24 protein-coding genes are annotated in these 25,073 nt (G+C 68.1%); 14 read left to right on the plus strand and 10 right to left on the minus strand.

Annotated features, from left to right (window positions below):
* Positions 1 to 45: 45 nt before the first annotated feature.
* Positions 46 to 450 carry a VOC family protein gene (locus P0Y60_05240; protein WEK62159.1) on the minus strand — a complete coding sequence of 135 codons (405 nt, stop codon included), beginning with the start codon at positions 448 to 450 and terminating at the stop codon, positions 46 to 48.
* 12 nt (positions 451 to 462) lie between these two features.
* Positions 463 to 1,230, minus strand: a complete 768-nt coding sequence (locus P0Y60_05245; protein ID WEK62160.1) for a siderophore-interacting protein — start codon at positions 1,228 to 1,230, stop codon at positions 463 to 465.
* A 104-nt stretch (positions 1,231 to 1,334) separates the two neighbouring features.
* Between P0Y60_05245 and P0Y60_05250 the strand changes: the two genes are divergently transcribed.
* The 4 genes from P0Y60_05250 to P0Y60_05265 are packed head-to-tail and all read left to right on the plus strand — an operon-like array spanning position 1,335 to position 5,137.
* Positions 1,335 to 2,327 carry an ABC transporter substrate-binding protein gene (locus tag P0Y60_05250; protein ID WEK62161.1) on the plus strand — a complete coding sequence of 331 codons (993 nt, stop codon included), beginning with the start codon at positions 1,335 to 1,337 and terminating at the stop codon, positions 2,325 to 2,327.
* Between the two features lie 50 nt (positions 2,328 to 2,377).
* On the plus strand, positions 2,378 to 3,364 hold the full coding sequence (locus tag P0Y60_05255) for an iron chelate uptake ABC transporter family permease subunit (GenBank protein WEK62860.1): 987 nt from the start codon (positions 2,378 to 2,380) through the stop codon (positions 3,362 to 3,364).
* Positions 3,357 to 4,385 (plus strand): iron chelate uptake ABC transporter family permease subunit, encoded by a 1,029-nt coding sequence (locus P0Y60_05260; GenBank protein WEK62162.1) that lies wholly within the window; start codon positions 3,357 to 3,359, stop codon positions 4,383 to 4,385. Before P0Y60_05255 ends, P0Y60_05260 begins: the two co-directional genes overlap by 8 nt.
* The gene (locus P0Y60_05265; GenBank protein WEK62163.1) at positions 4,382 to 5,137 is read left to right on the plus strand and encodes an ATP-binding cassette domain-containing protein; all 756 of its coding nucleotides are present in this window, start codon (positions 4,382 to 4,384) and stop codon (positions 5,135 to 5,137) included. The genes P0Y60_05260 and P0Y60_05265 overlap by 4 nt, the downstream gene beginning before the upstream one ends.
* Positions 5,138 to 5,162: 25 nt before the next feature.
* Here P0Y60_05265 and P0Y60_05270 read toward each other — a convergent pair whose 3' ends face one another.
* The 3 genes from P0Y60_05270 to P0Y60_05280 form a co-directional block, all read right to left on the minus strand.
* Complete coding sequence (locus tag P0Y60_05270) at positions 5,163 to 5,360, minus strand: hypothetical protein (protein WEK62164.1); 198 nt, start codon at positions 5,358 to 5,360, stop codon at positions 5,163 to 5,165.
* A 50-nt stretch (positions 5,361 to 5,410) separates the two neighbouring features.
* Positions 5,411 to 6,370 carry a DNA-3-methyladenine glycosylase 2 family protein gene (locus P0Y60_05275; protein ID WEK62165.1) on the minus strand — a complete coding sequence of 320 codons (960 nt, stop codon included), beginning with the start codon at positions 6,368 to 6,370 and terminating at the stop codon, positions 5,411 to 5,413.
* A 74-nt stretch (positions 6,371 to 6,444) separates the two neighbouring features.
* Positions 6,445 to 7,152: a winged helix-turn-helix domain-containing protein gene (locus P0Y60_05280; GenBank protein ID WEK62166.1), complete on the minus strand. Its 708-nt coding sequence runs from the start codon at positions 7,150 to 7,152 to the stop codon at positions 6,445 to 6,447.
* A gap of 326 nt (positions 7,153 to 7,478) precedes the next feature.
* Here P0Y60_05280 and P0Y60_05285 point away from each other — a divergent pair, with 326 nt between their 5' ends.
* The 5 genes from P0Y60_05285 to P0Y60_05305 all read left to right on the plus strand — a co-directional run bounded on the left by P0Y60_05285 (position 7,479) and on the right by P0Y60_05305 (position 14,361).
* Entirely contained in the window at positions 7,479 to 7,787 is a 309-nt protein-coding gene (locus P0Y60_05285) for a GNAT family N-acetyltransferase (protein ID WEK62167.1), read from the plus strand.
* A gap of 64 nt (positions 7,788 to 7,851) precedes the next feature.
* Positions 7,852 to 8,319 (plus strand): DIP1984 family protein, encoded by a 468-nt coding sequence (locus tag P0Y60_05290; GenBank protein ID WEK62168.1) that lies wholly within the window; start codon positions 7,852 to 7,854, stop codon positions 8,317 to 8,319.
* Between the two features lie 324 nt (positions 8,320 to 8,643).
* Positions 8,644 to 10,089: an MFS transporter gene (locus P0Y60_05295; protein WEK62169.1), complete on the plus strand. Its 1,446-nt coding sequence runs from the start codon at positions 8,644 to 8,646 to the stop codon at positions 10,087 to 10,089.
* A gap of 112 nt (positions 10,090 to 10,201) precedes the next feature.
* Positions 10,202 to 11,371 (plus strand): exonuclease SbcCD subunit D C-terminal domain-containing protein, encoded by a 1,170-nt coding sequence (locus P0Y60_05300; protein WEK62170.1) that lies wholly within the window; start codon positions 10,202 to 10,204, stop codon positions 11,369 to 11,371.
* Complete coding sequence (locus P0Y60_05305) at positions 11,371 to 14,361, plus strand: SMC family ATPase (protein WEK62171.1); 2,991 nt, start codon at positions 11,371 to 11,373, stop codon at positions 14,359 to 14,361. Before P0Y60_05300 ends, P0Y60_05305 begins: the two co-directional genes overlap by 1 nt.
* Before the next feature lie 28 nt (positions 14,362 to 14,389).
* On the opposite strand, the gene P0Y60_05310 is transcribed toward P0Y60_05305, so the two are convergent.
* Positions 14,390 to 14,947 carry a nucleoside phosphorylase gene (locus P0Y60_05310; protein WEK62172.1) on the minus strand — a complete coding sequence of 186 codons (558 nt, stop codon included), beginning with the start codon at positions 14,945 to 14,947 and terminating at the stop codon, positions 14,390 to 14,392.
* A gap of 110 nt (positions 14,948 to 15,057) precedes the next feature.
* On the opposite strand from P0Y60_05310, the gene nadE reads away from it, so the two are divergent.
* Together nadE and P0Y60_05320 are read left to right on the plus strand one after the other, a co-directional pair.
* Positions 15,058 to 15,876, plus strand: coding sequence for an ammonia-dependent NAD(+) synthetase (gene nadE / locus P0Y60_05315; GenBank protein WEK62173.1), 819 nt, complete (start codon positions 15,058 to 15,060; stop codon positions 15,874 to 15,876).
* Positions 15,877 to 16,017: 141 nt separating this feature from the next.
* A complete protein-coding gene (locus P0Y60_05320) occupies positions 16,018 to 19,485 on the plus strand; it encodes a TM0106 family RecB-like putative nuclease (protein ID WEK62174.1) in 3,468 nt (1,155 codons plus the stop codon).
* Between the two features lie 95 nt (positions 19,486 to 19,580).
* Here P0Y60_05320 and upp read toward each other — a convergent pair whose 3' ends face one another.
* Positions 19,581 to 20,213: a uracil phosphoribosyltransferase gene (gene upp, locus P0Y60_05325; GenBank protein WEK62175.1), complete on the minus strand. Its 633-nt coding sequence runs from the start codon at positions 20,211 to 20,213 to the stop codon at positions 19,581 to 19,583.
* Between the two features lie 93 nt (positions 20,214 to 20,306).
* Between upp and tadA the strand changes: the two genes are divergently transcribed.
* Complete coding sequence (gene tadA, locus P0Y60_05330) at positions 20,307 to 20,762, plus strand: tRNA adenosine(34) deaminase TadA (protein ID WEK62176.1); 456 nt, start codon at positions 20,307 to 20,309, stop codon at positions 20,760 to 20,762.
* Here the strand turns inward: tadA and P0Y60_05335 are convergent, their stop codons facing one another.
* Positions 20,763 to 21,734, minus strand: coding sequence for a cation diffusion facilitator family transporter (locus P0Y60_05335; protein ID WEK62177.1), 972 nt, complete (start codon positions 21,732 to 21,734; stop codon positions 20,763 to 20,765). It lies immediately after the preceding gene.
* A 59-nt stretch (positions 21,735 to 21,793) separates the two neighbouring features.
* Between P0Y60_05335 and proC the strand changes: the two genes are divergently transcribed.
* Together proC and P0Y60_05345 are read left to right on the plus strand one after the other, a co-directional pair.
* On the plus strand, positions 21,794 to 22,633 hold the full coding sequence (proC, locus tag P0Y60_05340; GenBank protein ID WEK62178.1) for a pyrroline-5-carboxylate reductase: 840 nt from the start codon (positions 21,794 to 21,796) through the stop codon (positions 22,631 to 22,633).
* Between the two features lie 3 nt (positions 22,634 to 22,636).
* A complete protein-coding gene (locus tag P0Y60_05345) occupies positions 22,637 to 22,924 on the plus strand; it encodes a DUF1905 domain-containing protein (protein ID WEK62179.1) in 288 nt (95 codons plus the stop codon).
* Positions 22,925 to 22,942: 18 nt separating this feature from the next.
* Here P0Y60_05345 and P0Y60_05350 read toward each other — a convergent pair whose 3' ends face one another.
* Both P0Y60_05350 and P0Y60_05355 read right to left on the minus strand, forming a co-directional pair.
* Positions 22,943 to 23,614 carry a TrkA family potassium uptake protein gene (locus tag P0Y60_05350; GenBank protein ID WEK62180.1) on the minus strand — a complete coding sequence of 224 codons (672 nt, stop codon included), beginning with the start codon at positions 23,612 to 23,614 and terminating at the stop codon, positions 22,943 to 22,945.
* On the minus strand, positions 23,607 to 24,998 hold the full coding sequence (locus P0Y60_05355) for a potassium transporter TrkG (protein ID WEK62181.1): 1,392 nt from the start codon (positions 24,996 to 24,998) through the stop codon (positions 23,607 to 23,609). Before P0Y60_05355 ends, P0Y60_05350 begins: the two co-directional genes overlap by 8 nt.
* Positions 24,999 to 25,073 lie beyond the last annotated feature (75 nt).

Here is a 25,073-nt window from a genome sequence, read left to right on the forward strand (position 1 = left end):
CGGTCGGCACAGCTTTTCGAGACTAGGGCGCGACACGCCCGGGAGTCAAGCCGGATCGCGCGGCGGGTTGTACATGAACTCGACGCGGATGCCGTCGTCGTCCTCGACGAACGAGGCGTAGTACCGGTCGCTGTAGCGGGGGTACTCCTTCGGATCGCGCACAGCCGTCCATCCCGCGTCCAGGGCGATCGCGTGCAGACGATCGACCTCGTCGCGGGACTCGACGGCCCACGCCAGATGCTGCCAGCCGACGCGTCCGTGCCGGTGCGGGGCGGAGTCCTCATCCCACACGTAGAGGATCATCTCGGTCTCATCGCCGTTGTGCCACGAGATCGAGTGGTCGTCCTCGCCGCCGCTGTGGTAGCCCAGGGCGGTGAGGATCGGGTGGAACTGCGTGCGCCCGCGCTCGAGATCGGCGACGGTGATGCCCAGGTGATCGAGGAGTGCCATGCCGCCATCCTGTCAGTGCGGTGCGTGATACTCCGCTTCGCCGCGCTTCCAGTACCCCTTGACGACGGCTTTCGCCGCGTCGATGTCCCAGCGCGCGAGGAGGGCCCGTCCGGGCTTGACGATGGACTGCTCCGCAGCGATGAACACGAAGGGATCCTCGCCGACCGCGTCATCTGCGTCGAGCGCATCGAGGAACGGGATGAGCGCGGAACCGGCGGGAGCATCGCCGCGGTGCAGCCACTCCACCTCGACCGGGGCGTCGATGTCGATCTCCCGTCCCACCGAGACCGTCTCGATCACGATGCGCACGGCGGCATCGGTCGGGGCCAGCGCGGCGAAGCGTCGGATCGCGGGGATCGCCGTCTCGTCGCCCGCCAGGAACCACGATCCGGGTGTGCCGACGAGTACGGCGGACCCGCGGGGTCCGCCGACGCCGATCGACGACCCGAGAGGAGCGGTGGCAGCCCAGGGGGCGGCGACACCCTGATCGCCATGCACGGCGAACTCGACGTCCAGCCAGTCCTCGCCCCAGGCGAGCGGTGTGTACTCACGACTCGGCGACGCGCGCAGCTCGTCGATCGTGTGCACCGGTCCGGTGGGGAAGAAGAGCCGCATGTGGTCATCGGCTCCGGGGGAATCGAAGCCCGCGAGGTCGGCGCCGGTCAGACGGATCCGCACGTAATCGGGTGCGAGCCACTCCCGCCCGGTCATCGTGACGGTGCGGAACACGAGGTCCAGTCCGCGCCGGTCGATCGAGAAATCGGAGGTGGTCTCGCTCATGAATTCAGGCTAGCCTAAATTCTAGTGAGGGTAGGCAACCCTAACTTCACTCCCTTCAGCGCCCGTCGTGCGGCGCGATCATCCCGCAGAACAGGAGTCTCTCCATGTCCATGCCCAGAATCCTCAGCGCCACGAGCCTCGGCCTCGTCGGCCTTCTCGCGCTCGCCGGATGTGCGTCCGGCGAAACCGTCTCTCCGGAGCAGACCGCCGCCGCCGACTCCGTCACGATCGAGGACAACACCGGCAGCCACGAGGTCGCCACGCCCCCGACATCGGTCGTCGCCCTCGACAACCGCACGTTCCAGACGCTGTCCGATTGGGACGTGGAACTGGCCGCCGGAGCGGTCGCGCTGATGCCGGAGACAGTGTCGTACGTGGAGGATGACGCGATCGTCGACGTCGGGCTGCACAACGAGCCCGACCTCGAGGCCATCGTTGCCGTCGAGCCGGATCTCATCATCAGCGGACAGCGCTTCACCCAGCACAATGAGGCGATCGCCGATCTCGTCCCGGACGCGACGATCATCGACCTGGAGCCGCGCGAGGGCGAAGCGTTCGACGCGGAGCTGAAGCGACAGGTCACCGCCCTCGGCGAGATCTTCGGCAAGCAGGATGAGGCGAAGAAGCTGGTCGACGACTTCGACGCTGCCGTCGAGCGCGCCAAAGCCGCTTACGTCGACGCCGACACCGTGATGGCCGTCAACACCTCGGGTGGGGCGATCGGGTACCTCGCACCCACCGTCGGTCGCTCGCTCGGCCCGGTGTACGACATCCTCGGGCTCACTCCGGCGCTCGAGGTCGACGACGCGAGCGACGACCACCAGGGCGACGACATCTCGGTGGAGGCGATCGCCGCGTCGAACCCCGACTGGATCCTCGTGCTCGACCGTGATGCGGTGTTCGCCGCCGAGACGCCCGACTACGTGCAGGCATCCGAGATCCTCGAGAACTCCGAGGCGCTCGCGTCCGTCACCGCGGTCGCCGATGATCAGATCGTGTACATGCCCACGGACACCTACCTCAACGAGGGGATCCAGACGTACACGACCTTCTTCAACGACCTCGCCGACGCACTCGAGAAGAGCGCCGGCAACTGAGACCGTGCGGCGGCACCCGGTCGGGGGACCGGGTGCCGCCGCCCGTCATGATGATCTCCACGAATCTCACGTCGCCCCCTCGGTCCGCCGGGCGGCTGTTCGACGTCAAGCTGGTGATCGGCGTCCTCGTCGTCGCGGCGCTCCTCGTCGTCTCGCTCTTCACGGGTGTGTACGACATCGCCGGGGCGGCCGATGGGGCCGAGATGTTCCAGATCACACGTGTTCCGCGCACGATCGCCCTCGTGCTCGCCGGCGCTGCCATGGCGATGGCGGGCCTCGTGATGCAGCTCCTCACCCAGAACCGATTCGTCGAGCCGACGACCACCGGCACCACCGAGTGGGCGGGGCTCGGCCTGCTCGCCGTGATGGTGTTCGTGCCGCACCCCTCGCTCCCGCTGCGAATGCTCGGTGCGGTCGTCGCGGCCTTCGTCGGCACGATGGTGTTCTTCGCGTTCCTGCGACGCGTCTCGCTCACGTCATCGCTGATAGTGCCGATCGTCGGGATCATGCTCGGCTCGGTGGTGGGGGCGGTGTCGACGTATTTCGCGCTCGTCACCGACTCGCTGCAGAACCTGGGCGTGTGGTTCGCCGGCAGCTTCACGTCGGTGCTCCGAGGTCAGTACGAGATGCTGTGGGTGGTCGCGCTCGTCGGGATCGTCGTGTTCATCGTCGCCGACCGGCTCACCATCGCCGGTCTCGGCGAGGAGGTCGCGACGAACGTGGGCGTGAACTACAACCGGGTCATCCTGCTCGGTACCGTCCTGATCGCCATCACCACGGGAGTCGTGACAGTGGTCGTGGGAAACCTCCCGTTCCTCGGACTCATAGTGCCGAACATCGTCTCCCTGGTGCGCGGCGATGACCTGCGCAGCAATCTGCCATGGGTGTGTCTGCTCGGCATCGCGATCGTCACCGTCTGCGACATCATCGGACGCACGATCATCATGCCGTTCGAGGTGCCGGTGTCGTTGATCCTCGGTGTGTTCGGGGCGGTCGTGTTCATCCTGCTCCTGTTGAGGCAGCGCCGCCGTGGGTAGCGCCGTGCAGGGTCACGCGCTGCGTTCGGCCGGTTCGTTCACGACGGCGCGTGCACGACGTCGCTACGTGCTCGTGATCGTCGTCCTCGCTGCGGCCTCGGTGGTGTTCGGCTTCGGAGTGCTCGCCTGGGACAATCCGATGCCGGTCGCATCGGAAGGCTTCTGGCGGATCGCGCGACACCGCGCCACGAACATCACGGTGATGGCGGTCGTCGCGGTGGCGCAGGCGGTTGCGACCGTCGCGTTCCAGACAGTCACCAACAATCGCATCATCACGCCGTCGATCATGGGCTTCGAGTCCCTGTACCGGGTCGTCCAGACGACGACGGTGTACCTGTTCGGTGTCGCCGGGCTCGTCGCGATCCAAGGGCTCTGGCAGTTCGGCATCCAGATCGCGATCATGGTCTCTCTGGCGATGGCACTCTACGGCTGGCTCCTGTCCGGCCGCTACGGCAACCTGCAGCTCATGCTGCTGATCGGCATCGTCATCGGCGGCGGGCTCGGCGCGATCTCCACGTTCATGCAGCGCCTGCTCACCCCGAGCGAGTTCGATGTGCTCGCCGCGCGACTGTTCGGCAACGTCTCCAATGCCGATGCGTCGTACCTGCCGCTCGCGATTCCGCTGTGCGTCGGCGCCTCCGCGCTGCTGTGGATGCGCGCGCGCCGACTGAACCTCATGGCGCTCGGGCCGGACGCGGCACGCTCGCTCGGGCTCGACCACCGACGCGAGCTGTTCGTCGTGCTGTTCCTGGTGGCGGTGCTCATGGCGACGTCCACCGCGCTCGTGGGACCCATGACTTTCCTCGGCTTCCTCGTCGCCACCTTGGCCTACCAGTTCGCCGACTCGCATGACCATCGGTTGATCTTCCCCGTCGCCGTCCTCACCGCGTTCACGATCCTGGCGGGCGCGTACTTCGTCATGAAGAACGTCTTCTATGCGCAGGGGATGGTGTCGATCCTGATCGAACTGGTCGGCGGCGCGGTGTTCCTCATCGTCATCCTCAGAAAGGGCAGACTGTGATCACTCTCGACGGCGTCCGCAAGGAGTACAGCAGCGAGGTCGCGATCGGGCCGGTCGACCTGGCGATCCCGGCGGGAGGGGTCACCGCCCTGATCGGGCCGAACGGCGCGGGAAAGTCGACCCTGCTCACCATGATCGGACGCTTGAACGGGATGGATGCCGGAGCGATCGAGATCACCGGCTTCGACGTCGCCTCGACGAAGTCGAAGGACCTGGCGAAGATCGTCTCGATCCTTCGCCAGGAGAATCACTTCGTGACGCGGCTGACGGTGCGCCAACTCGTCGGCTTCGGCCGCTTTCCGCATTCGAAGGGACGGCTCACACCGGCCGATGAGGTGATCATCAGCCGTGCGGTCGACTTCCTCGACCTCGCGGCGCTCGAGGGGCGCTATCTCGACGAACTCTCCGGAGGCCAGAGGCAGCGTGCGTATGTCGCGATGGTGCTCGCTCAGGACACCCCGTTCATCCTGCTCGACGAGCCGCTCAACAACCTCGACATGAGGCATGCCGTGCACATGATGCAGCACCTGCGGCGCGCATCGGAGGAACTCGGGCGCACGATCGTCATCGTCCTGCACGACATCAACTTCGCGGGCCACTACGCGGATCACATCTGCGCGATGAAGGACGGCACCGTGATCGAGTTCGGCACGCCGGCGGAGATCATGACCGGCGAGGTGCTCACACGGGTGTTCGACACGCCTGTGCAGGTGGTCGACGGGCCCTCCGGTCCGCTCGCGGTCTACTACTGAGCGTCGGCGTCCGAACGGCGGTGCGTCAGAGCTCGATCCCGTGGTCCTCGTCGTTCACTCCGGAGTTGTGGCCGCGGCGGGACTCGTACCCCAGGAACCAGCCGAGCCACACGATGGCGGCGAGCAGGATGCCGAGCCAGACGTTCTGGAAGATCAGCCCGATCACGATGCCGATGATCAAGAGACCTGCGGTGACGAGGAAGCGAAGTACGGCGCGGGACATGGCCTCAGCCTAGAGCCCCTGCCCCCGGACGGCGGTGCGGAATCGCCTCGTCATCGACCCCGGTGGTCTTCGGGGGAGAAGCGGGGACCGCGCCGCGGCTCGCTGACCCGACTCGCGAAGATGAGGCGGATCACACGTTGCCGATGGCCGCGCCAGGGCTCGAGCAGGTCGAGCATCCCGTCGTCGTCCGTGCGATGGCCGGTGAGCGCATAGCCGACCTCATGGGCCAGATGGTAATCGCCGACACTCACGGCATCCGGGTCACCGAGGGCGCGGATGCGTGTCTCGGCCGACGTCCAGACGCCGATACCGGGGAAGCTGGTCAGCACGCGATCTCGCTCTGCGCCGGTCGGCGCGGCCAGCAGGGCGCGGGAGATGCTCTCGGCCCGCTCGGCGGCGCGCACGATCGTCTTCGACTGCGGCGGCTGCACTCCGGCACGATGCCACTCCCAGGAGGGGATGCGCCGCCACTCGGCCGGTGTCGGCGCGGCGTACATCGGCCGCGGGGTCGGGCCGGGCGCCCGCCCACCGTACTGGGTGACGAGCAGTCGCCAGGCGCGGAATGCTTCGAGGCCGGTCACCTTCTGCTCGATGATCGCGCAGGCGAGGGCATCGAACACCTCATCGGTGCGGGTGAGACGGATGCCGGGCGTGCGCCGTGCGACCTCGGCGATCAGCGGGTGCGACGACGGGTCGAACCCCGACGCGTCATCGCGGGAACCGCACAGCACGGGGAGATGTTCGATCGCGTGGGCGGCTCCTGCGCCCCACGCGGTCGCGCGGATCTCGCCGCTGACAGCGCGCAGTGCCAGCGTCGCGATGCCGCGCGGTGTGCGCAGGGCGCGCCAGAGGACGGCGCCGTCCTGCACCATCGTCGGGTCTCCCGGGCCGCGGCGCAGGATTCCGACGGTTCGGCGGAGATCGACCGGTTCTGCCGGTCGGTAGGTGGTCTGCTGCGGTGCGCTCGGCGCGACCGCATCGGCCGCTCCGGCATCCGCAGTCAGGGTCATGCGCTCACCCTACGCGGGGCCGCTGACACTCAGGCCATGGATGCACTCAGCGACAGGTGTGCGAGGAGTGCGGGTCAGAAGCGGTCAGGCGAGGGAGTGCCGTGGCCGTAGCGGATGACGACGTCGGCATGGCGGTCGAAGCGGTATCCGATGCCGCGCACGGTGCGCACGATGTCTTCGTAGCGGCCCAGCTTGGCGCGCAGGCGACGCACGTGCACATCGATCGTGCGCTCACCGGGGGTCTCGTCGTCCTGCGCCTGCCAGAGGGCGGAGACGAGCTCGCTGCGCTCGATGGTGCGGCCTTCGCGCAGCACCAGGTACTGCAGCAGCTCGAACTCCTTGTACGTGAACGCGGCGGACTCGCCGTCGATCAGCACGCGCTTGCGGGAGATGTCGACGACGACGCCACCCTCTTCGTCCGTGGTCTCGTCCTCGGCGGCCGCCTTCGTGCGGGCGATCGCCCCGGGCTCGTGGAGGGCGAGGCGCACGACGTCGAGATCGCGACCGCCGGAACCGTGCGGGGCGAGCGCGACGGTGGCGTGCGTCTCCGCGCCGGGGGCGAGCTCGGCGAGCGTGCGTCGCAGCGCATCCACGAGCAGCGGCAGGCTCACTCCGGCCTCGGCGGCCTTGATCTCGTCGAGACCGACGTAGAGGGCGAAGCCACGGGGAGAGCGGACGGCGGGCAGATCGGCGGCGAGTGGTGCGGCCGACTCCTGGGCCGAGTGTGCGGTGCTGATCGCGGCGGTGGCGGCGGGACGCTCGAGAAGTGCGATGTTCGACATGATGATGAAGTCCTCAGGACGTGAGCCGAAGGCTCTGATGCGTTGCATGAATGACCGGGCGAGCCGGGAAACGAGCAAGGGGTGGATGCTCGGAGACGCTGACCTCGCAGATCGCGAGAAGTTCAGGTCAGGCGGGGTGGCTGTTCGTTCAGCGACACATTCGGCAACACATGCCAACGCGACCGGGCATCATCATCCCGGTAGTCCTGTTCGCCTCCTGGGCGGACAAAGGGCTTGCGTTGGTGGTCATGGGGGGATTATGACGGATCGTGTCGGTCCGTGTCAAAACGACCACACTCTCGCGCGGCGGGCGTAACGTGGAGAAGATGACGATCTCCAGTCTTGCCGCGGGCTTCATCCTCACCGATGAGAAGGATGCCTCGCGCTACACGCTCCTGCGCGACGGGCACCTGGTCAGCGTGCTCGACTACCGCGACGACGGCAGCACGATCGCCCTGACCCGGGCGTTCACCGTCCCGACTTTCCGCGGCCACGGCTACGCGGGCACGGTCGTCGAGGGCGCCGTCGCCGACATCCTCGCCCGCGGCGACCGCAAGGTCGACGCGGTGTGCTGGTACGTCGCCGACTGGTTCTCCGCGCACCCCGAGCATGCGCATCTGCTGCGTTCCCGCTGACCTTTCCACGCCCTCGCGTCCCATGACGCTGTGTTACGCCGAGTCCAACTGACAGGATGAGGGCATGAAACTCGCCGAGGCCCTCACGGCGCGCGCCGATCTGCAGCGCCGCATCGAACAGCTCCGCGCGCGGATCACCGCGAACGCCCGCTATCAAGAGGGCGAGGAACCCGCCGAGGATGCGGCAGCGCTGATCGTCGAGGCGGATGCCGCGCTCGCGCAGTTACGACAGCTGATCCGCCGCATCAACGCCACGAACTCGCGTCTCGATCTCGGCGCGGACGGCACCATGACCGATGCGCTCGCCGCCCGCGATGTCCTCCGCCTGCAGCACTCGCTGCTGGTGGATGCGGCGGCTGCGGCATCCGGTGCGAACGACCAGTTCCTGCGCCAGATGCGTTCCGAGCTGCGCCAGATCTCGGCACTCCCCGTGGCGGAGCTGCGTGCACGCGCGGATCGCGTCGCGCAGGAGCTGCGTGAGCTCGACAATCGGATCCAGCAGGCGAACTGGAGCAACGACCTGGAGGAGTGACAGCGGAAGTCGGTAGTCACGAAGAGGCGGGCACACCCCCTGCCGGAGGGGCAATCCGGCACATGTTGGGCGGAGGGCAGCCCGGAACGCATCGCGCAGCCCCGCACGCCGCACATGTGATCGCGCATCGCGCATCTTGCATCACCGCGTGTCGATCATCGTGACGAGGGTGGGTCAGGGGACCTTCCGCTTATGAATGTCAGCGTCCGGAGCTAGACTGGAGGTCTGCTCAGCCCCGTCGGCTGAGGTGGTCAGGCGCTCACGGCGCGCTGGTCCGAGGCTCGAAACCTCCGGCATCCGTCACCAGACACCGGAGGTTTTTCCATGTCGTCATCCCTGCGCGCCCGCCCCCAGACCCGATGGTGGGCGCTCATCGTCATCTCCCTGACTCAACTGGTCGTCGTGCTCGACGGCACCATCGTCAACATCGCCCTGCCACGTGCTCAAGCGGATCTCGGGCTGACCGACGGGCAGCGCCAGTGGGTCGTCACGGCCTATGCGCTCGCATTCGGAGCGCTGCTGCTGCTCGGCGGGAGGATCGCCGACTACGTCGGCCGCAAGCGCATCTTCATGATCGGCATGATCGGCTTCGGCGCCGCCTCACTGTATGGAGGCCTGTCGCAGCAGGGATGGGAGCTCATCCTCGCGCGGGGGCTGCAGGGGGTCTTCGCCGCGCTGCTCGCACCGGCGGCTCTCGCCCTCCTCACCGTCACGTTCCCCTCGGGGCGTGAGCGCAACACCGCCTTCGCCGTCTTCGGAACCGTCGCCGGGACAGGTGCCGCGATCGGGATGCTGCTCGGCGGGGTGCTCACCGAGTTCACCGACTGGCGCTGGTGTCTGCTCGTGAACATCTTCTTCGTGATCGTCGGTGTCGTGGGCGGCGCGATCGTGCTCACGGAGAGCAAGGCCGCAGGGGACAACCGCTACGACATCGGGGGCGCCGTCACCGTCACCCTCGGCCTCGGCCTGCTGGTCTACGGCTTCACGCTCGCCGAGAACGGGTGGGGCGATCCCCTGACGATCGCCTTCCTGGCCGGCGGCGTCGCGCTGCTCGGCGTCTTCGTCTGGGTGGAGTCTCGGGTGTCCCAGCCGCTGCTGCCGCTCCGAGTCGTCGCCGATCGCGTGCGCGGCGGAGCGTTCCTGATCCAGGGCGTCGCCGGCGCGATCATGATCGGCGCCACGGCCTATCTGACCTTCCATCTGCAGTTCGTGCTCGGCATGGGCGCGCTGCAGGCGGGGCTCGCGAGTCTGCCGCTCCCGATCGCGACGATGGTGCTCGCCCCCATCGCGACCAAGCTGCTCCCGGTCATCGGGCCGCGCCCGATGCTCATCGTCGGGCCGCTGATCGCTGCGGCCGGGCTGTTCACCCTCTCCGGCATCACACCGGACGGCGCCTACCTCGTGCAGATCGCGCCGGCCCTTGTGCTGCTCGGCATCGGCATGGGCTTCGTCTTCATCCCGTTGCAGAACCTCGCACTCTCCGGCGTCGCACCGCACGACGCGGGTGTCGCCTCAGCCGTCGCCAACTCGGCGATGCAGATCGGCGGGTCGATCGGACTCTCCGTCTTCACGGCCGTGTATGCGGCGTCGGTGGGCGGGCATGCGCAGGCCGAGGTGTCCCCGGAGGGGCTGACGGACGCCTACGGCTGGACGTTCATCGCGGCATCGATCCTCATGGTCGCGGCGTCGGTGATCGCGGCGTGCATGGTGCGCGGGTCCAAGGAGGCTCTCCTCCCCGCCCAGGGTGACGCGGTGCTCGCGGCGCACTGACGGGGTGCCGTGGTGTCCGCATCCTGGCGGGATCCCTGTGATTCTCCTTCCAGGAGCGGATGCCACGGCACGCCTCGGACCGAATGTCGGTGGGGGTTCGTACCGTGTGAGTATGCGCATCCTGCACACCTCCGACTGGCACATCGGCCGCACCTTCCATGGCACCTCGACCATGGACGCGCTGGCCGAGGTGCTCGGAGCGCTCACGGTGCAGGTTCGCGAGAACTCGGTCGATGTGGTGGTCGTCGCGGGCGACGTGTTCGACTCCGCCACGCCCTCGGCCGCGGCCTACACGCTGCTCGGCGACGCCCTCGTCGCTCTGCACGAGACGGGTGCGCGGGTCATCGTCACGAGTGGCAACCACGACTCCGCCGCGCGACTGGGATTCCAGGCGCGACTGCTGCGCGACGGCATCGACGTGCTCACCGATCCGCTCGGCATCGGCACCCCGGTCACCGTCGATGATGCCGACGGTCCCGTGCACTTCTTCGGCATCCCGTACCTCGAGCCGGCGATCGTCCGGCAGCACTGGCCCGAGGGCGACGCCGAGGGCCGGCCTCTCCGCACGCAGGCGCAGACGATGGCGCACGCGATGCAGCTCGTGAGTGCCGGCATGCGCACACACGAGGGGCGTTCCGTGGCGATCGCGCACTGCTTCGCCGCAGGGGTCGACGCGACCGTCGGGCTCGAGCGGGAAGTGCGCCAGGGCGGTCTCGACGTCGTGCCGCTCAGCGTGTTCGACGGACCGGACTATGTCGCACTGGGGCACATCCACGGCCGCCAGCAGCTCAGCGAGCGCGTCCGTTACGCCGGGGCACCGCTGCACTACAGCTTCGGCGAGCAGCACAAGCAGCGCGGCTCCTGGCTGGTCGAGCTCGACTCGTCCGGACTCGCGTCGGTGTCGTGGCTCGAGTTGCCCGTGCCGCGCCGGCTCGTGACGCTCACCGGCACTCTCGCCGAGATCCTCTCCGACGAGAACGTCGCCGCCCATGCAGAGGACTGGGTATGCGCGGTGTACACCGATGTGTTGCCGCAGGCTGAGCCGATGCGCCGGCTGAGAGACAGCTTCCCGTACTGCGCGATGGTGCAGCATCAGCCCGATGTCGCCGCGGTCACCGACGAGCGTTCCTACGTGCAGCGGCTGCGTGCGGCGGTCACCGACGCCGACCGTGTCGAGGCCTTCCTGGAGCATGTGCGGGAGGGACAGGGCGCGAGCGAGGCGGAGAGTGCGCTCGTACGGGATGTGCTCGACGACCGCGTGCGCGCGGACGCGCTCGTCTGATGCGACTCCATCGTCTCGAGGTCGAGGGATTCGGTCCGTTCCGCTCCCGACAGAGTGTCGACTTCGATGCTTTCGCCGATGACGGCATCTTCCTGATCGCGGGGCGCACAGGCGCCGGGAAGTCGAGCATCCTCGATGCGGTCTGCTTCGGTCTGTACGGCGGGGTGCCGCGATACGACGGGGGCGAGAAGCGTCTGCGCAGCGATCACTGCGAACCGGACGATCCATCCGAGGTGGTGGTCGAGTTCAGCACTCCGGCGGGGCGCTTCCGAGTGACTCGCTCGCCTGAGTATCTGCGACCGGCGAAGCGCGGCGGAGGTCTCACGAAGCAGGCGTCCGGTGTCGCGCTCGACGAATGGACCGAAGCGGGGTGGATCGGGCGGGCGGCACGCGCCGTCGATGTCGGCAATGAACTCGATGAGATCCTTCAGCTGAGCAGGGAGCAGTTCCTTCAGGTGATCCTGCTCGCGCAGAACCGCTTCTCCCAGTTCCTGCTCGCCGGCAGCAAGGATCGCCAGTCGCTGCTGCGTCGGCTCTTCGGCACACAGCGGTTCGAAGACGTGCAGGCGCGCTTCGATGAACGACGTCGAACGGCGGAGCAGGCACTCGGCGCGCGGGTGGCGACCGTTGCAGCGCGTGTGGAGGAAGCGGAGCGGCTGGTCGATGGGGCCGACCTGTGGGGAGAGCCGTCCGAGCACTCCGAGCTACGGGACTCCACATCACGAGCGAACCTGGCAACCGACGATCGTCTCGACGATCTGACACGCGCGCTGGCGCGGGCGCAGTATCGCGCGGAGCGGCGTTCGTCCGAGCGCGACGATGCCGAACGTCGATCGTCGGAGGCCGATACCGCTCTGGCTGCGGCGCGCGCTGAGCAGCGCGACCAGACGGAGCGTGATCGAGCCCGAGGCGCCCTTGCGCGGCTCGAGGCCGAGGGGGCGGTCATCGCGCTGGCGCGCACGGAGCTCTCCGACGCCCGCGCCGCCGACGGCCTCCGCGGGGTGCTGAGCGCCACGGAACGCGCTCGGGTCGCACACGACAGCGCGGTCACGCTCGCACAGCGTGCGCAGGCGACGTGGGACGCGTGGGGAATCGTCGCCGACGACCTCGAATCCTGGGCGGTCGAGCGCACCAGGGCGACGGGTGCCTGGCAGCGGGCGCTCGAACTCGAAGCGCAGAGCGCGGCGCTCGCCGAGGAGCTGCAGGCCGCACAGGCGTCGGCCGAGGCTATCGCCGAACGACTCGACGAGAGGGAAACCGCTCGAACGGCCCTTCCGGCGCAGATGATCGAACTGACCGTAGAGCGCGATGAGACCCGGCGGCGCGCTGATCGCGCGGCCGACCTGAGCGTCGCTCTGGAGCGGGTCCTCGGTCGCGCGGAAGCGGTGCGCGACGTCGCACGCCTCGACACCGAGCGGGCGTCAGCAGAACAGGAACTCACGCACACCACCGACGCGCATGCGGTCGCGCAGACGAGACTCGCGCAGCTGCGCAAGAGACGCCTCGACGGCTTCGCGGGCGAGCTCGCCTCGGTGCTCGCCTCGGGTGACCCCTGTCCGGTGTGCGGCTCGCCCGAGCACCCGTCACCCGCGGCGCACGCCGATCCGGTGACAGCGGAGGATGTGGCCGCCGCCGAGGCGGAGAGGGACGACGCGACAACGCGTGAGCGAGACGCGTCGAAGCGGACGGCAGGACTTCTCGCGGAGCTCGCGGTCGCCACTGCCCGCGCCGAGGGCCGCAGTCTCCCGCAGGCAGACGCCGAGTCGGCCGCGGCCGCAGCCGAACACGCCGACAGTCTCGCCGCCGTGGAGACAGCCATCGCCCTCGATGCGAAGCTCCAGGAGCTCACGACGCGGGTCGAGGCCATGGAGCAGGAGCGGGCTGCCGACATCGCCGCGCTTGCCACGGCACGCGAACAACAGGTTCTGCTGGCACAGCGCGCCACCGAAGCCCAGGCGCTCATCACCGAAGCGCGCGGCGACTCGCCGACCGTCTCCGATCGCCTCGCCGAGGCCAACGCCCAGGTCGCCGCAGCGCGGACGCTGGCGGACTCGCTCGCGGAGCGCGATCGCCGAGTGGCGGCGGTGGAAGAAGCCGCAGCGGAGCAGGAGGTCGCGCTCGCCTCGTCTCCGTTCGACGATGCGGCGGCGGTGAAGCTGGCGTTGAGATCCACCGAGGCGACCGACGCCCTCGACGCGCGCATCACCACGCATGCCGTGCAGCGCGAGAAGGAACGCGCGATCCTGTTCGACCTCGAACTGCGCACGCTCCCCGAGGAGCCGATCGACGTGGCGCCGGTCGAGGCCGCATCGTCGTCGGCCCGAGCCGCATGGAGCGCCGCGGTCGACGAGGCCGGTCGCGCTGACGGCGTGGTCGAACGGCTCGACGGGCTCATCGGGTCCGCTGCCGCCGAGCACGCCAAGACGTCGATTCAGACGGCGGAGTTCGACGTGCTGCGCGGGCTCGCCGACACGATCGCCGGTCGCGGCGCCAACACCCGGAAGATGACGCTCGAAACGTTCGTGCTCGCGGCAGAGCTCGAGGAGATCGTCGAGGCCGCGAACCGACGACTCGGCGACATGTCGACGGGTCGCTATCAGCTGCGGCACTCCGATGCCCTGGCGGCGAGGGGCGCGGCGTCGGGGCTCGGGATCGTGGTCTTCGATGCGTTCACGGGGCAGTCCCGCCCCGCGCAGTCGCTGTCGGGAGGGGAGACCTTCCTCAGCTCACTCGCGCTCGCGCTCGGCCTCGCCGAGGTCGTGACGGCGCGGGCAGGCGGCATCCGTCTCGACACACTCTTCATCGACGAAGGTTTCGGATCGCTCGACGGTGACACCCTCGACGTCGCGATGCGTACGCTCGACGAGCTTCGCCAGGGAGGACGGACCGTCGGCGTGATCAGCCACGTCGAGGCGATGCAGGAGCAGATCCCCGCGCAGCTGACCGTGCGCGCGACCCCTGAGGGGCCCAGCATCATCGAGGCACGGTGAGTGCGTCTTCAGGCGGAGCAGAGAGCCGTCAGACGCCGTACTCGCGACGGATCACGTCACGCAGCTGCTCGCTGCACCGTGCGATGGCCGCACGGAAGTCGACGAGTGCGCCCTCTTCCGCTCGGTCGGAGATCGCTCGGAACGCACGGATCGGTACGCCGAACTTGTTGGCGACCCAGATGTAGGCGTACGTCTCCATGTCGACGAGGCCGGCGCCGGAGGGCCGGATGACAGCGGTGATCCCTGCGTCGCCGACGAAGCTGTCGCCCGTGGCGATCAGAACACCCTCTCGTCCAGTCGAGACACGTGCCGGGAGCGACACATGCTGGCCGGCGATTCCGTCCAAGTCGAAGACATCGTGCTGCAGGGCGCTGCCGACCTCGTGCGCGGTGGCCTCGAGCTCCGGATCGATACCCCCGGCCGTGCCGACGACGACGACCTCGGTGTAGGGCTTCGCGTCGAGCGCACGGGTCAGGGCGTAGGTCGCCTGGAGCTTGCCCTCGCCGGTGACGAGTTGGTCAAATCCCTCGAGCTCTTCCGGGAATGCTGCGAGTTCGGATGCCATGGCTGCGACGAGAAGTTTCACCACATCATCCTGCCAGGTCGCACTCGGCCCGTCGTGACGATCCGTGCCACGATGTCATCCTGACGTAACACGAAGGGGAGATACTGGGGGCAGGAAGAGTGGAGGAAACCGTGTCCCTGCAGCAGCAGATCTCTGAAGCACTCGGTGTCTCGGCCGAGATCGATCCCGGCGTCGAGGTGGAGCGTCGGGTCCAGTTCCTCATCGACTACCTGCGCGCGACCGGTGCGAAGGGCTTCGTGCTCGGCATCTCGGGCGGCCAGGATTCGACGCTCGCCGGCCGATTGGCGCAGCTCGCCGTCGAGCGCGTGCGGGACGAGGGAGGCGATGCGCGGTTCCTCGCGGTCCGCCTTCCCTACCGCGTGCAGCACGATGCGGCGGATGCCGACGCGGCCCTCGAGTTCATCGGAGCCGATGCCTCGGTCGAGGTCAACATCCAGAACGGCGTCGACGGGGTCGAGGAAGACATCGAGTTCGCGGTGACCTCCGACATCAGCGACTTCAACCGGGGGAACATCAAGGCGCGGGTGCGAATGGTCACGCAGTACGCGTTGGCCGGTCACGACGGCCTCCTGGTGATCGGCACCGACCATGCAGCCGAGGCCGTGACCGGTTTCTACACCAAGTTCGGTGACGGAGCCGCAGACATCCTGCCGCTCTCCGGCCTGAGCAAGCGCCAGGGGCGCGCCCTGCTCCAATCGCTCGACGCGCCGGACCGGCTGGCCTTCAAGGTGCCGACGGCAGACCTGCTCGACGGGCTGCCCGGCCGCGCCGACGAAGACGAGCTCGGACTCACCTACGAGCAGATCGACGACTTCCTCGAGGGGCGCGAGGTCGCACCCGACGTCGCCGGACGGATCGAGGCGAAGTACCTCGCGACCCGGCACAAGAGGCATCTGCCCGTGACACCCGACGACTCCTGGTGGCGCTGAGCCCTCCGCTCCTCGCCGGATGAGGTGACGGCCGACGAGTGCACCGCGCTCAGCAGGCGGCCCCCTCGTCGTGTGTGCGCGCGGTGCCGCCGGTGTCGGATGCCGCGGCTAGTGTCGAAGCATCCGAGGAAATGGAGCATCGTGCGGATCGACACCCTGGCCCAACGCGTCATCTGGAGCGCGAGCGACCTCAAGGCCGCTGCCGAGTGCGAGTTCGCATGGTGTCGCGCGATCGACGCCAAGCTGGGGCGTGTGCCCGCCGTGGAGGAGCCGGTCGATGCCACCCTCGCCCGTGCCGCACTGCTGGGAGACGTACATGAGCAGAACGTGCTGGCGCGCTACGTCGCCGACCTCGGCGACAGGGTGCATCAGATCGCGAAGGTGTCGTCGATCGATGTGGCGGCGCTCGGCTCCGCGGTGACCGAGACGGAAGACGCGCTGCGCTCCGATGCGCTCGTGGTCTTCCAGGCGGCGTTCGCCACCGAGGAGTTCGTCGGGTTCGCCGATTTCCTCCGGCGCGACGCCGACGGCCGGTGGAGGGTGCAGGACTCCAAGCTCGCCCGAAAGGCGCGCGTGACCGCGCTCATGCAGCTCGCGGCATATGTCGATCAGCTCGATCGTCTCGGGATCCCGCGATCCGACGAGGTCGACCTGATCCTGGGCGACAACACGCTCAGCACGCACGCGGTCGACGACCTGCTGCCACTCTTCCAGGTGCGACGCGCGCGCCTGCGTGCCCTCATCGCTGATCGACGGGTCGACGACGCCTCGGCGGGAACGCCACTCGCCTGGGGCGACGGGCGTGGCGACCTCGACGTGGTCGCGTGCGGGCGCTGCGCCACCTGTGAGGAACAGGTCGTCGCTCATCGGGATCTGCTCATGGTGGCGCGCATGCGTCCCGTGCAACGCGCTCGTCTGCGCGCCGGCGGCATCGACACGATCGACGCTCTCGCCGTCGCGACGGCTGCGCCGGAGGGGATGAACCTCGACACCTTCGAGAACCTCCGGGCGCAGGCCAGGGTCCAACTCCGAGCCGATGCCGAAGACGCTCCCACCTACGACGTGCACTATGCCGCCGCGATCCACACGTTGCCGGTCCCCAGCCGCGGAGACATCTTCTTCGACTTCGAAGGCGACCCGCTCTACACGGAGTCCGAGGCGGGGGCCGCCGCGCAGTGGGGCATCGACTACCTGTTCGGCTGGGTCGACAACGACGATCAGTACTCGGCGCTCTGGGCGCACACGTTCGCGGAAGAGCGACGCGCGTTCGAGACCTTCCTCGACTTCGTCGCCGCGCGTCGGGCGGCACACCCCGGGATGCACATCTACCACTACGCGCCCTACGAGACCTCGCACCTCGTGGCGATGGCTGCTCGTCATGGCGTCCGCGAGGGCGATGTCGACCGGCTTCTGCGCGAGGGCGTGTTCGTCGACCTCTACCCCCTGGTGCTGCGGACAGTGCGCGTGGGCTCGCGGTCGTATTCGATCAAGAAGCTCGAGCCGCTGTACATGGGTGCCGATGTGCGCACGAGCGACGTGCAGAAGGGTGACGATTCGATCGTCCAGTACGTCGCGGCGCGCGAGTTCGCGAGCGCGGGGGAGCAGTCCGAGGCCGACGCCGTGCTGGCGGATCTCGCCGACTACAACCGGTACGACTGCGTATCCACACGCAGGCTGCGCAATTGGTTGATCGAGATCGCTCGAGGCGAGGGGGTCTCGCCGGCGCCGCCTGATGCCACGGACGACGTCGTGTACGAGCCGTCGCCACGATCGGTCGCCCTGCTCGCCGACGCCGAACGGGCGGTCGACGCCGGAGGCGACGGTCAGGTGCACCGTATCGCCGCTGCCGCCATCGACTATTTCCCGCGCGAGGCGAAGAGCTTCTGGGTCTCCCACTTCCAACGTCTCCGCGAGCCGGTGACGATGTGGGACGGCACGCGCGACGTGGTGAAGATCGACCGTGCCTCCTCGGCGGTCAGCCGGGAGTGGAGCGTCGCCGAAGGACGACGTGTCATGTCCCGCGACATCGAGATCCGTGGCGAGGTCTCTCCGGGAACCACCCTCGGCGCGGGAGCGCAGCCGTTCGCGCTCTACCCGGTGCCTGCGCCGTTCGACCTCGAGGTGCCGTCGCGGGCCGTTCACGTGCCGCACACGATCACCGTCACCGAGGTGCTCGACGACGGTTATCTCATCACGGAGACGGCCGTGCAGGGGCAGACCTGGGATGAGCTCCCTCTGGCACTGACGCCGGCTGCTCCGCCGAGGGTGGTGTCTCTGCAGGGAGCCATCGACGAATGGGCTGATGAGGTTCACGCGGCTGCCCCGGGGTTCCCGGGCGATGCGGCGACCGACATCCTCCGACGCGTCCCGCCGCGCACCGTGTCGGGTGCGGGACTGCCGGCCGCCGGCGACGACACGATCGCCGCGATCGTGCGTGGGGTCATCGATCTCGACCGGAGCTACCTCGCGGTGCAGGGGCCTCCCGGCACAGGCAAGACATACACCGGCTCGCAAGTCATCGCACGCCTGGTGAACGAGCACGGCTTCCGTGTCGGTGTCGTCGCGCAGTCGCACGCGATCATCGAGACGCTTCTCGAGCGGGTCGTCGCCGACGGCGTCGCGCCGGGGCAGGTGGGCAAGGCGCCGAAGGATCCCTCCGTCGATCCCTCGTACACGGCCATCCCGAAGAGCGGGATGGCGGCCTTCCTGGCCGAGCACAGTGGAGAAGGTGTCGTCGTCGGCGGCACCGCCTGGGACTTCAGCAACACCTCGCGCGTGGAGCGCGGAGGACTCGATCTGCTCGTGATCGACGAAGCCGGTCAGTTCTCACTCGCCTCGACGATCGCCGTGGCCGCGGGAGCGAAGCGCCTGTTGCTGCTCGGCGATCCGCAGCAGCTTCCCCAGGTGAGTCAAGGAGCGCACCCCGAGCCCGTCGACACCTCGGCACTCGGTTGGGTGATGGATGGCGATGCCGTCATCGACCCCGCGTACGGTTATTTCCTCGCGCGGTCGTGGCGGATGCATCCGTTCGTGGCCACGGCCGTCTCCCGCCTCGCGTATGCGGGCCGTCTCGCCTCGGCGCCGGGTACCGATCGTCGATCCGTCGACGGCATCGACTCCGGTCTGCACATCGTGCCGCTGCGTCACCGGGGTAACGCCACGCAATCGCCGGAAGAGGCCGACGAGGTCGTTCGGCTCGTCGGCGACCTGATCGGGCGCACCTTCACAGACAACGACGACGCGGCAACGCAGCGCCCGCTCGGCCAGGACGACATCATCGTCGTCACCCCCTACAACGCGCAGCGTCAGTTGGTGCTCGACGCCCTCGCCGCGGCGGGTTTCCCGGAAGTGCCGGTCGGCACGGTCGACAACTTCCAGGGCAAGGAGGCGGTCGTGTCGATCACCTCTCTCGCGGCCTCGAGCGGCCGGGATGCTCCGCGAGGTCCGGAGTTCCTACTGCTGCAGAACAGGCTCAACGTCGCGATCTCCCGCGCACAGTGCGTCGCCTATCTCATCCACTCGCCGGCGCTGCTCGATGACCTGCCCTTCACGCCCGAAGGCGTGGCGCGACTGAGTGCGTTCGCCCGGCTCGTCGGCGCGGTGGACTGAACGCGTGGTGGACTGAACGCGCGAAGAGAGAGAACGCGCGAAGAGAGAACGCGCGAAGAGAGAACGCGCGAAGAGAGAACGCCCGAAGAGAAGACTCAGGCCGTGCCGTAGAGGCGGTCGCCGGCATCGCCGAGGCCGGGAACGATGTAGCCCTTCTCGTTGAGGCGCTCGTCGAGCGCTCCGAGCACGAGCGTGACATCGCGGTCTCCGACCAGAGCCTCGATCGCCGCGACGCCCTCCGGCGTTCCGAGCAGGCAGATCGCGGTCACGTCTTTGGCTCCTCGGTCGAAGAGGAACTGGATCGCCACTGCGAGCGATCCCCCGGTGGCGAGCATCGGGTCGATGGCGAAGCACTGCCGGTCGCTGAGGTCGTCGGGAAGACGCTCGGCGTAGGTGGTCGGCTGGAAGGTCTCCTCGTCGCGGACCATCCCGAGGAACCCGACCTCGGCGGTCGGGAGAAGCTTCACGAGGCCTTCGAGCATGCCGAGACCGGCACGCAGGATCGGAACGACGATCGGGCGCGGCTCCGAGATCTTCACGCCCATCGTCGTCGTCACGGGGGTCGTGATCTCGATCGGGCTGACCTTCACGTTGCGGGTCGCCTCGTAGGCGAGAAGTGTCACCAGCTCCTCGGTCAGCTGTCGGAACACCGGCGACGGGGTGCGCACATCGCGCAGCACCGAGAGCTTGTGGGTGATGAGGGGGTGGTCGGCGACGTGAACACGCATGGTTACAGGCTAATGCGCGATGCCGTCCGGCACGACATCGGAATCGTTCCAGCGGTGACCCCGGTGGACGGGGTGCTGTCGTAGGCTCGACGCATGACCGACGCCGATGCTTTCGCGATGCGCCGAGCGCTCGAGCTGGCTGCAGAAGCGTCGGCGGCGTCGGAGATCCCGGTGGGCGCCGTGGTGGTCGATCACGTGGGCCGCATCATCGCCGAGGGGCGCAACACCCGCGAGGAGACCCACGACCCCACCGGTCACGCCGAGGTGGAGGCTCTGCGGCGAGCGGCGGCATCCGTCGGGTCCTGGAATCTCGACGGCCACACACTGGTCGTCACCCTCGAGCCGTGCATCATGTGCGCCGGCGCGATCCTGCAGGCTCGAATCGGTCGGGTCGTGTTCGGCGCCTGGGACGACAAGGCCGGGGCTGCCGGGTCGATGTACGACCTGCTCCGAGACCGACGCCTGCCCTACCGAGCCGAGGTCATCGGGGGAGTCGACGCCGAGGCATCGACCGCCCTGTTGCGCGACTTCTTCACGTCGCGCCGCTGATCAGTCCGACGACTTGAGCACGAACACGTCGGTCGACGGCTCGGGGTCGATCGCCGGGCGGTACACGTCCGGCTCGATGTAGACGACGCGGGCGACCGGCACGGCCTCGCGGATGCGGGCCTCGATCTCGTCGATGTCGTCGGCCGCTTCCCTGACCGTCTTGTCGGAGGTGAGAGCGACCTTCGCTGCGACCAGCAGCTCGTCGGGACCGAGATACAGCGTCTTCATGTGGATCAGCTTCTCGACCTCGGGGCCGGCGTTGATCGCATCCACGATCCGGTCGTGGTCCGCCGATGTCGCGCCCTCGCCCACGAGCAGGCTCTTCGTCTCGATGCCGAGCACGATGGCGATCAGCACGAGGAGCACGCCGATCATGAGCGTGCCGAGCGCGTCGAACACGGAGTTGCCCGTGATCACGGTCAGGCTGACGCCGAGGAGCGCGAAGGTGAGACCGGTGAGGGCCCCGACGTCTTCCAGCAGCACGACGGGCAGCTCCGGGGCCTTGGAGCGTCGGATGAACGACACCCACGACTGCCCCTTCTCCCGCTCGCGGTTGCTCTCCTTGACGGCTGTGCGTAGCGAGAACGATTCGAGGCCGATCGCGATCACCAGCACGACGATCGGGAGCCACCACCAGGTGGGATCGAGCTCGTGCGGATCACGCAGCTTCTCGATGCCCTCGTAGATCGCGAAGAGTCCACCGACCGAGAACAGGATGATCGATACGACGAAGGCGTACACGTAGCGCTCACGACCGTAGCCGAACGGGTGTGAGCGGTCGGCTTCACGCTTCGCCTTGCGTCCGCCCAGCATGAGGAGCAGCTGATTGCCGGAGTCGGCCACCGAGTGGATCGCCTCGGCGAGCATCGAGGCCGAGCCGGAGAGCGCCCAGGCGATGAACTTCGCGATCGCGATGCCGAGGTTCGCCAGGAACGCCGCGACGATGGCCTTGTTGCCTCCGGATGCACTCATGATCCGAGTCTAGAACCGCTCTCGATCCGATGCGGGGGAGCCCGCCGTAGGATGACGACATGGCTGATTCCCTCCCCGCTCTCGCGTTCCTCGGTGCCGGTTCGATGGGAGGGGCGATCCTCCGCGGTGTCGTGGCGTCCGGCATCGCGGTCGAGGGTGGGATCACCGCGACCAACCGCACCGCTGCGAAGGCCGAGTCGCTCGCCGACCTCGATGGCGTCACCAGCATCGCGCTCGAAACGCAGCCTTCCGGCAGCGCGGATGCCGCGGCCGGTGCGCGGATCATCCTCGTCGGGGTGAAGCCGGCCATGGTGCCGGAACTGCTGCGTGAGATCGCTCCGCGACTGGCCGCAGACGCGATCGTGGTCAGCCTCGCCGCGGGCGTCACGCTGCAGACCTTCGCCGACAATCTCGGTCCCGATGTCCGGGTCATCCGCTCGATGCCCAACACCCCCTCCACGATCCGCAAGGGTGTGACCGGACTCGCCGCGGGTGCGGCAGCGAGCGCCGAGGACCTCGCCCTCGTGCGGCGGTTGTTCGAGACCGTCGGCGTCGTGATCGAGGTTCCGGAATCGCAGATCGATGCACTCTCCACGATCTCGGGATCCGGTCCCGCTTACGTCTTCCTGCTGATCGAGGAATGGACGAAGGTCGGTGTCTCGCTCGGCTTCAGCGAGGAGGATGCACGCGTCATGGCGGAGCAGACCTTCATCGGCTCGACGGCCCTGCTCGAGGTGTCCGGTGAGACGCCTACCGAGATGCGTCGACGCGTCACGAGCCCCAAGGGCACCACCGAGCGTGCGATCGCCGTGTTGCAGGACGCGAACCTCGCCGACACGTTCGCCGAGGCATCGGCGGCGGCGCTCGCGAGGAACAGAGAGCTCGCCGAGGGGAAGTGACGCGTGCGGCTGCACATCGTCGGTGAGGTGTGGTTCTGGCGCGGACCGGCGCCCTTCCACTTCGTGACCGTGCCGCCGGCCGAGAGCGAGATGATCCACGAGGTCGCGCCCGTGGTGACGTACGGCTGGGGCATGATCCCCGCGAGCGTCACGATCGGCGAGACGAGCGTGACGACGGCGTTGTGGCCGAAGGACGGCGGCTACATCGTGCCGATCAAGAAGGTGTTGCAGGACCGCGAGGGTATCGGCATCGATGATGTCGTGGAGATCGTCCTGGACATCGACGCCTGATCCGGTGTCTCTGCGGCGTCAGCGATCCAGGGCCGCGAAGCGCTCGATGTCGCTGTTGGTCCCCGACACGATGATGAGGTCGTGGTTGGTGACGATCGTGTTCGCCTCGGCGTAACGGAACGGCTTGCCGGGGCTCTTCACGCCGACCACGGTCACCTTGTACTTCGTCCGCACACCGGACTCGTTCAGTCCGACGCCGCGGATGAACTTCGGCGGGTACATCTTGGCGAGGACGAAGTCGTCGTCGAAGCGGATGAAGTCGAGCATCCGTCCGCTCACCAGGTGCGCGACGCGCTCGCCGGCTTCGCGCTCCGGGTAGATCACGTGGTTCGCGCCGACGCGGGCGAGGATCTTGCCGTGCGACTGCGACACCGCCTTGGCCCAGATCTGCGGCACCTTCAGGTCGACGAGGTTCGCGGTGATGAGCACTGAGGCCTCGATCGAGGATCCCACGGCCACGACGGCGACCTGGAAGTCCTGCGCCCCGATCTGGCGGAGTGCGTCGATGTTCTTCGCATCGGCCTGCACGGTGTGCGTGACCCGGTCGGACCACTTCTGCACGAGCTCGAGGTTGCCGTCGATCGCGAGGACTTCGCGATCGAGGCGGTCGAGCTCGCCGGCGCAGGCGGCGCCGAAGCGTCCGAGGCCGATGACGAGTACGGGAGCGTCGCCCCGGAGCACTTCAACCAACGATCGGCCTTTCCACGGGCAGCGAGTAATACTGCGATCGCGAGGTCGCGGCGACTGCCGCGGCGAGTGTCACTGTACCAATGCGGCCCATGAAGATGGTGGCCGCGAGAACGTAGGATCCGGCATCCGGAAGGTCGGCGGTCAAGCCCGTCGACAGGCCCACCGTCGCGAATGCGGAGATCACGTCGAACAGCACATGGCTGATGTCGGCCTTCGTGATCTGGGCGATGATGATCGTCGACAGGGCGACGATCGTCGCTCCCCACGCCACGACGCTGAGGGCGACGCGTTGCACATCGCTCGGGATGCGGCGGCCGAACACCTCGACGGATTGGCGGCCCTTCGCCTCCGACCACACGGCGATCGCGAGAACGGCGAGAGTGGTGACCTTGATGCCGCCGGCGGTGGATGCCGAGCCGCCGCCGACGAACATCAGCATGCTCGCCGCGACGAGCGATGAACCGTTCAGATCGGACATGTCGATCACATTGAAGCCGCCGGAGCGTGTCATCGCCGAGAGGAAGAACGCCTGGAACGTGGTGTCGCCGGCATCCATCGATCCGAAGGTCTTGGGGTTGGCGTACTCCAGCACGAGGAAGACGACCGCGCCGAGCACGAACAGCAGCACGGTCGTGACGAGGGTGAGCTTGGAGTGCAGCGACCAGCGCTTCACGTGCCAGACGTGTTTGGCCAGCGTGTAGATCACGGGGAAGCCGATGCTGCCGAGGAACACGCCCACCATCAGCAGCGACAGCACGAGATAGTCGTCGGCGAACACGGCGACGCCGCCGTCATTGGGCGCGAATCCTGTGTTGGTGAACGCCATGGCGGCGAAGTACGGCGCCTCCCACAGGGCGGCGATCGGGTCGACCTTCGCCATGACCAGCGATGGATACAGCAGCACGGCGAGCGCGCCCTCGATGATGAGGGACGAGATGGCGACGGTGCGCAGCAGCTGGCCGACCTCTCCCAGCCGCACGGTCTGGCTCTCGTTGACCACGCCGCCGTGGGCGCGGAGGGGGTTCGTGTCGCCGGCTGCCATGAGCTTCGCGCGCAGCCCGAGACGCTTCGAGATCACCATTCCCATGAGTGACGCGAGCGTGAGCACCCCGAGACCGCCGATGTTCACGCCGATGAAGATCAGCACGTGACCGAAGGGGGACCAGTGGTTCGCCATGTCGACGGTGGCGAGGCCGGTGACGCAGATCGTCGACACCGCGGTGAAGAGGGCATCACTCAGCGGTGTGACGGTGCGTGACGCCGAGGAGATCGGCAGAGACAGCAGCACGGTGAACACCAGGATGAGCAGCGCGAAGATGACGATCGCGAAGCGCGAGGGGGAGGAGGTGATGATGTGCTTCGCACGAGAGGCGGCATCGCGCATGCGGTGTCTGGGGGAGGACGCCGAAACCATGCCCGACATCTCATCCCCTTCCGTGCGTCTCCGACCGGTTCCCCC

It is taken from the genome of Candidatus Microbacterium colombiense (genome assembly GCA_029203165.1).
Lineage (GTDB): Bacteria > Actinomycetota > Actinomycetes > Actinomycetales > Microbacteriaceae > Microbacterium > Microbacterium colombiense.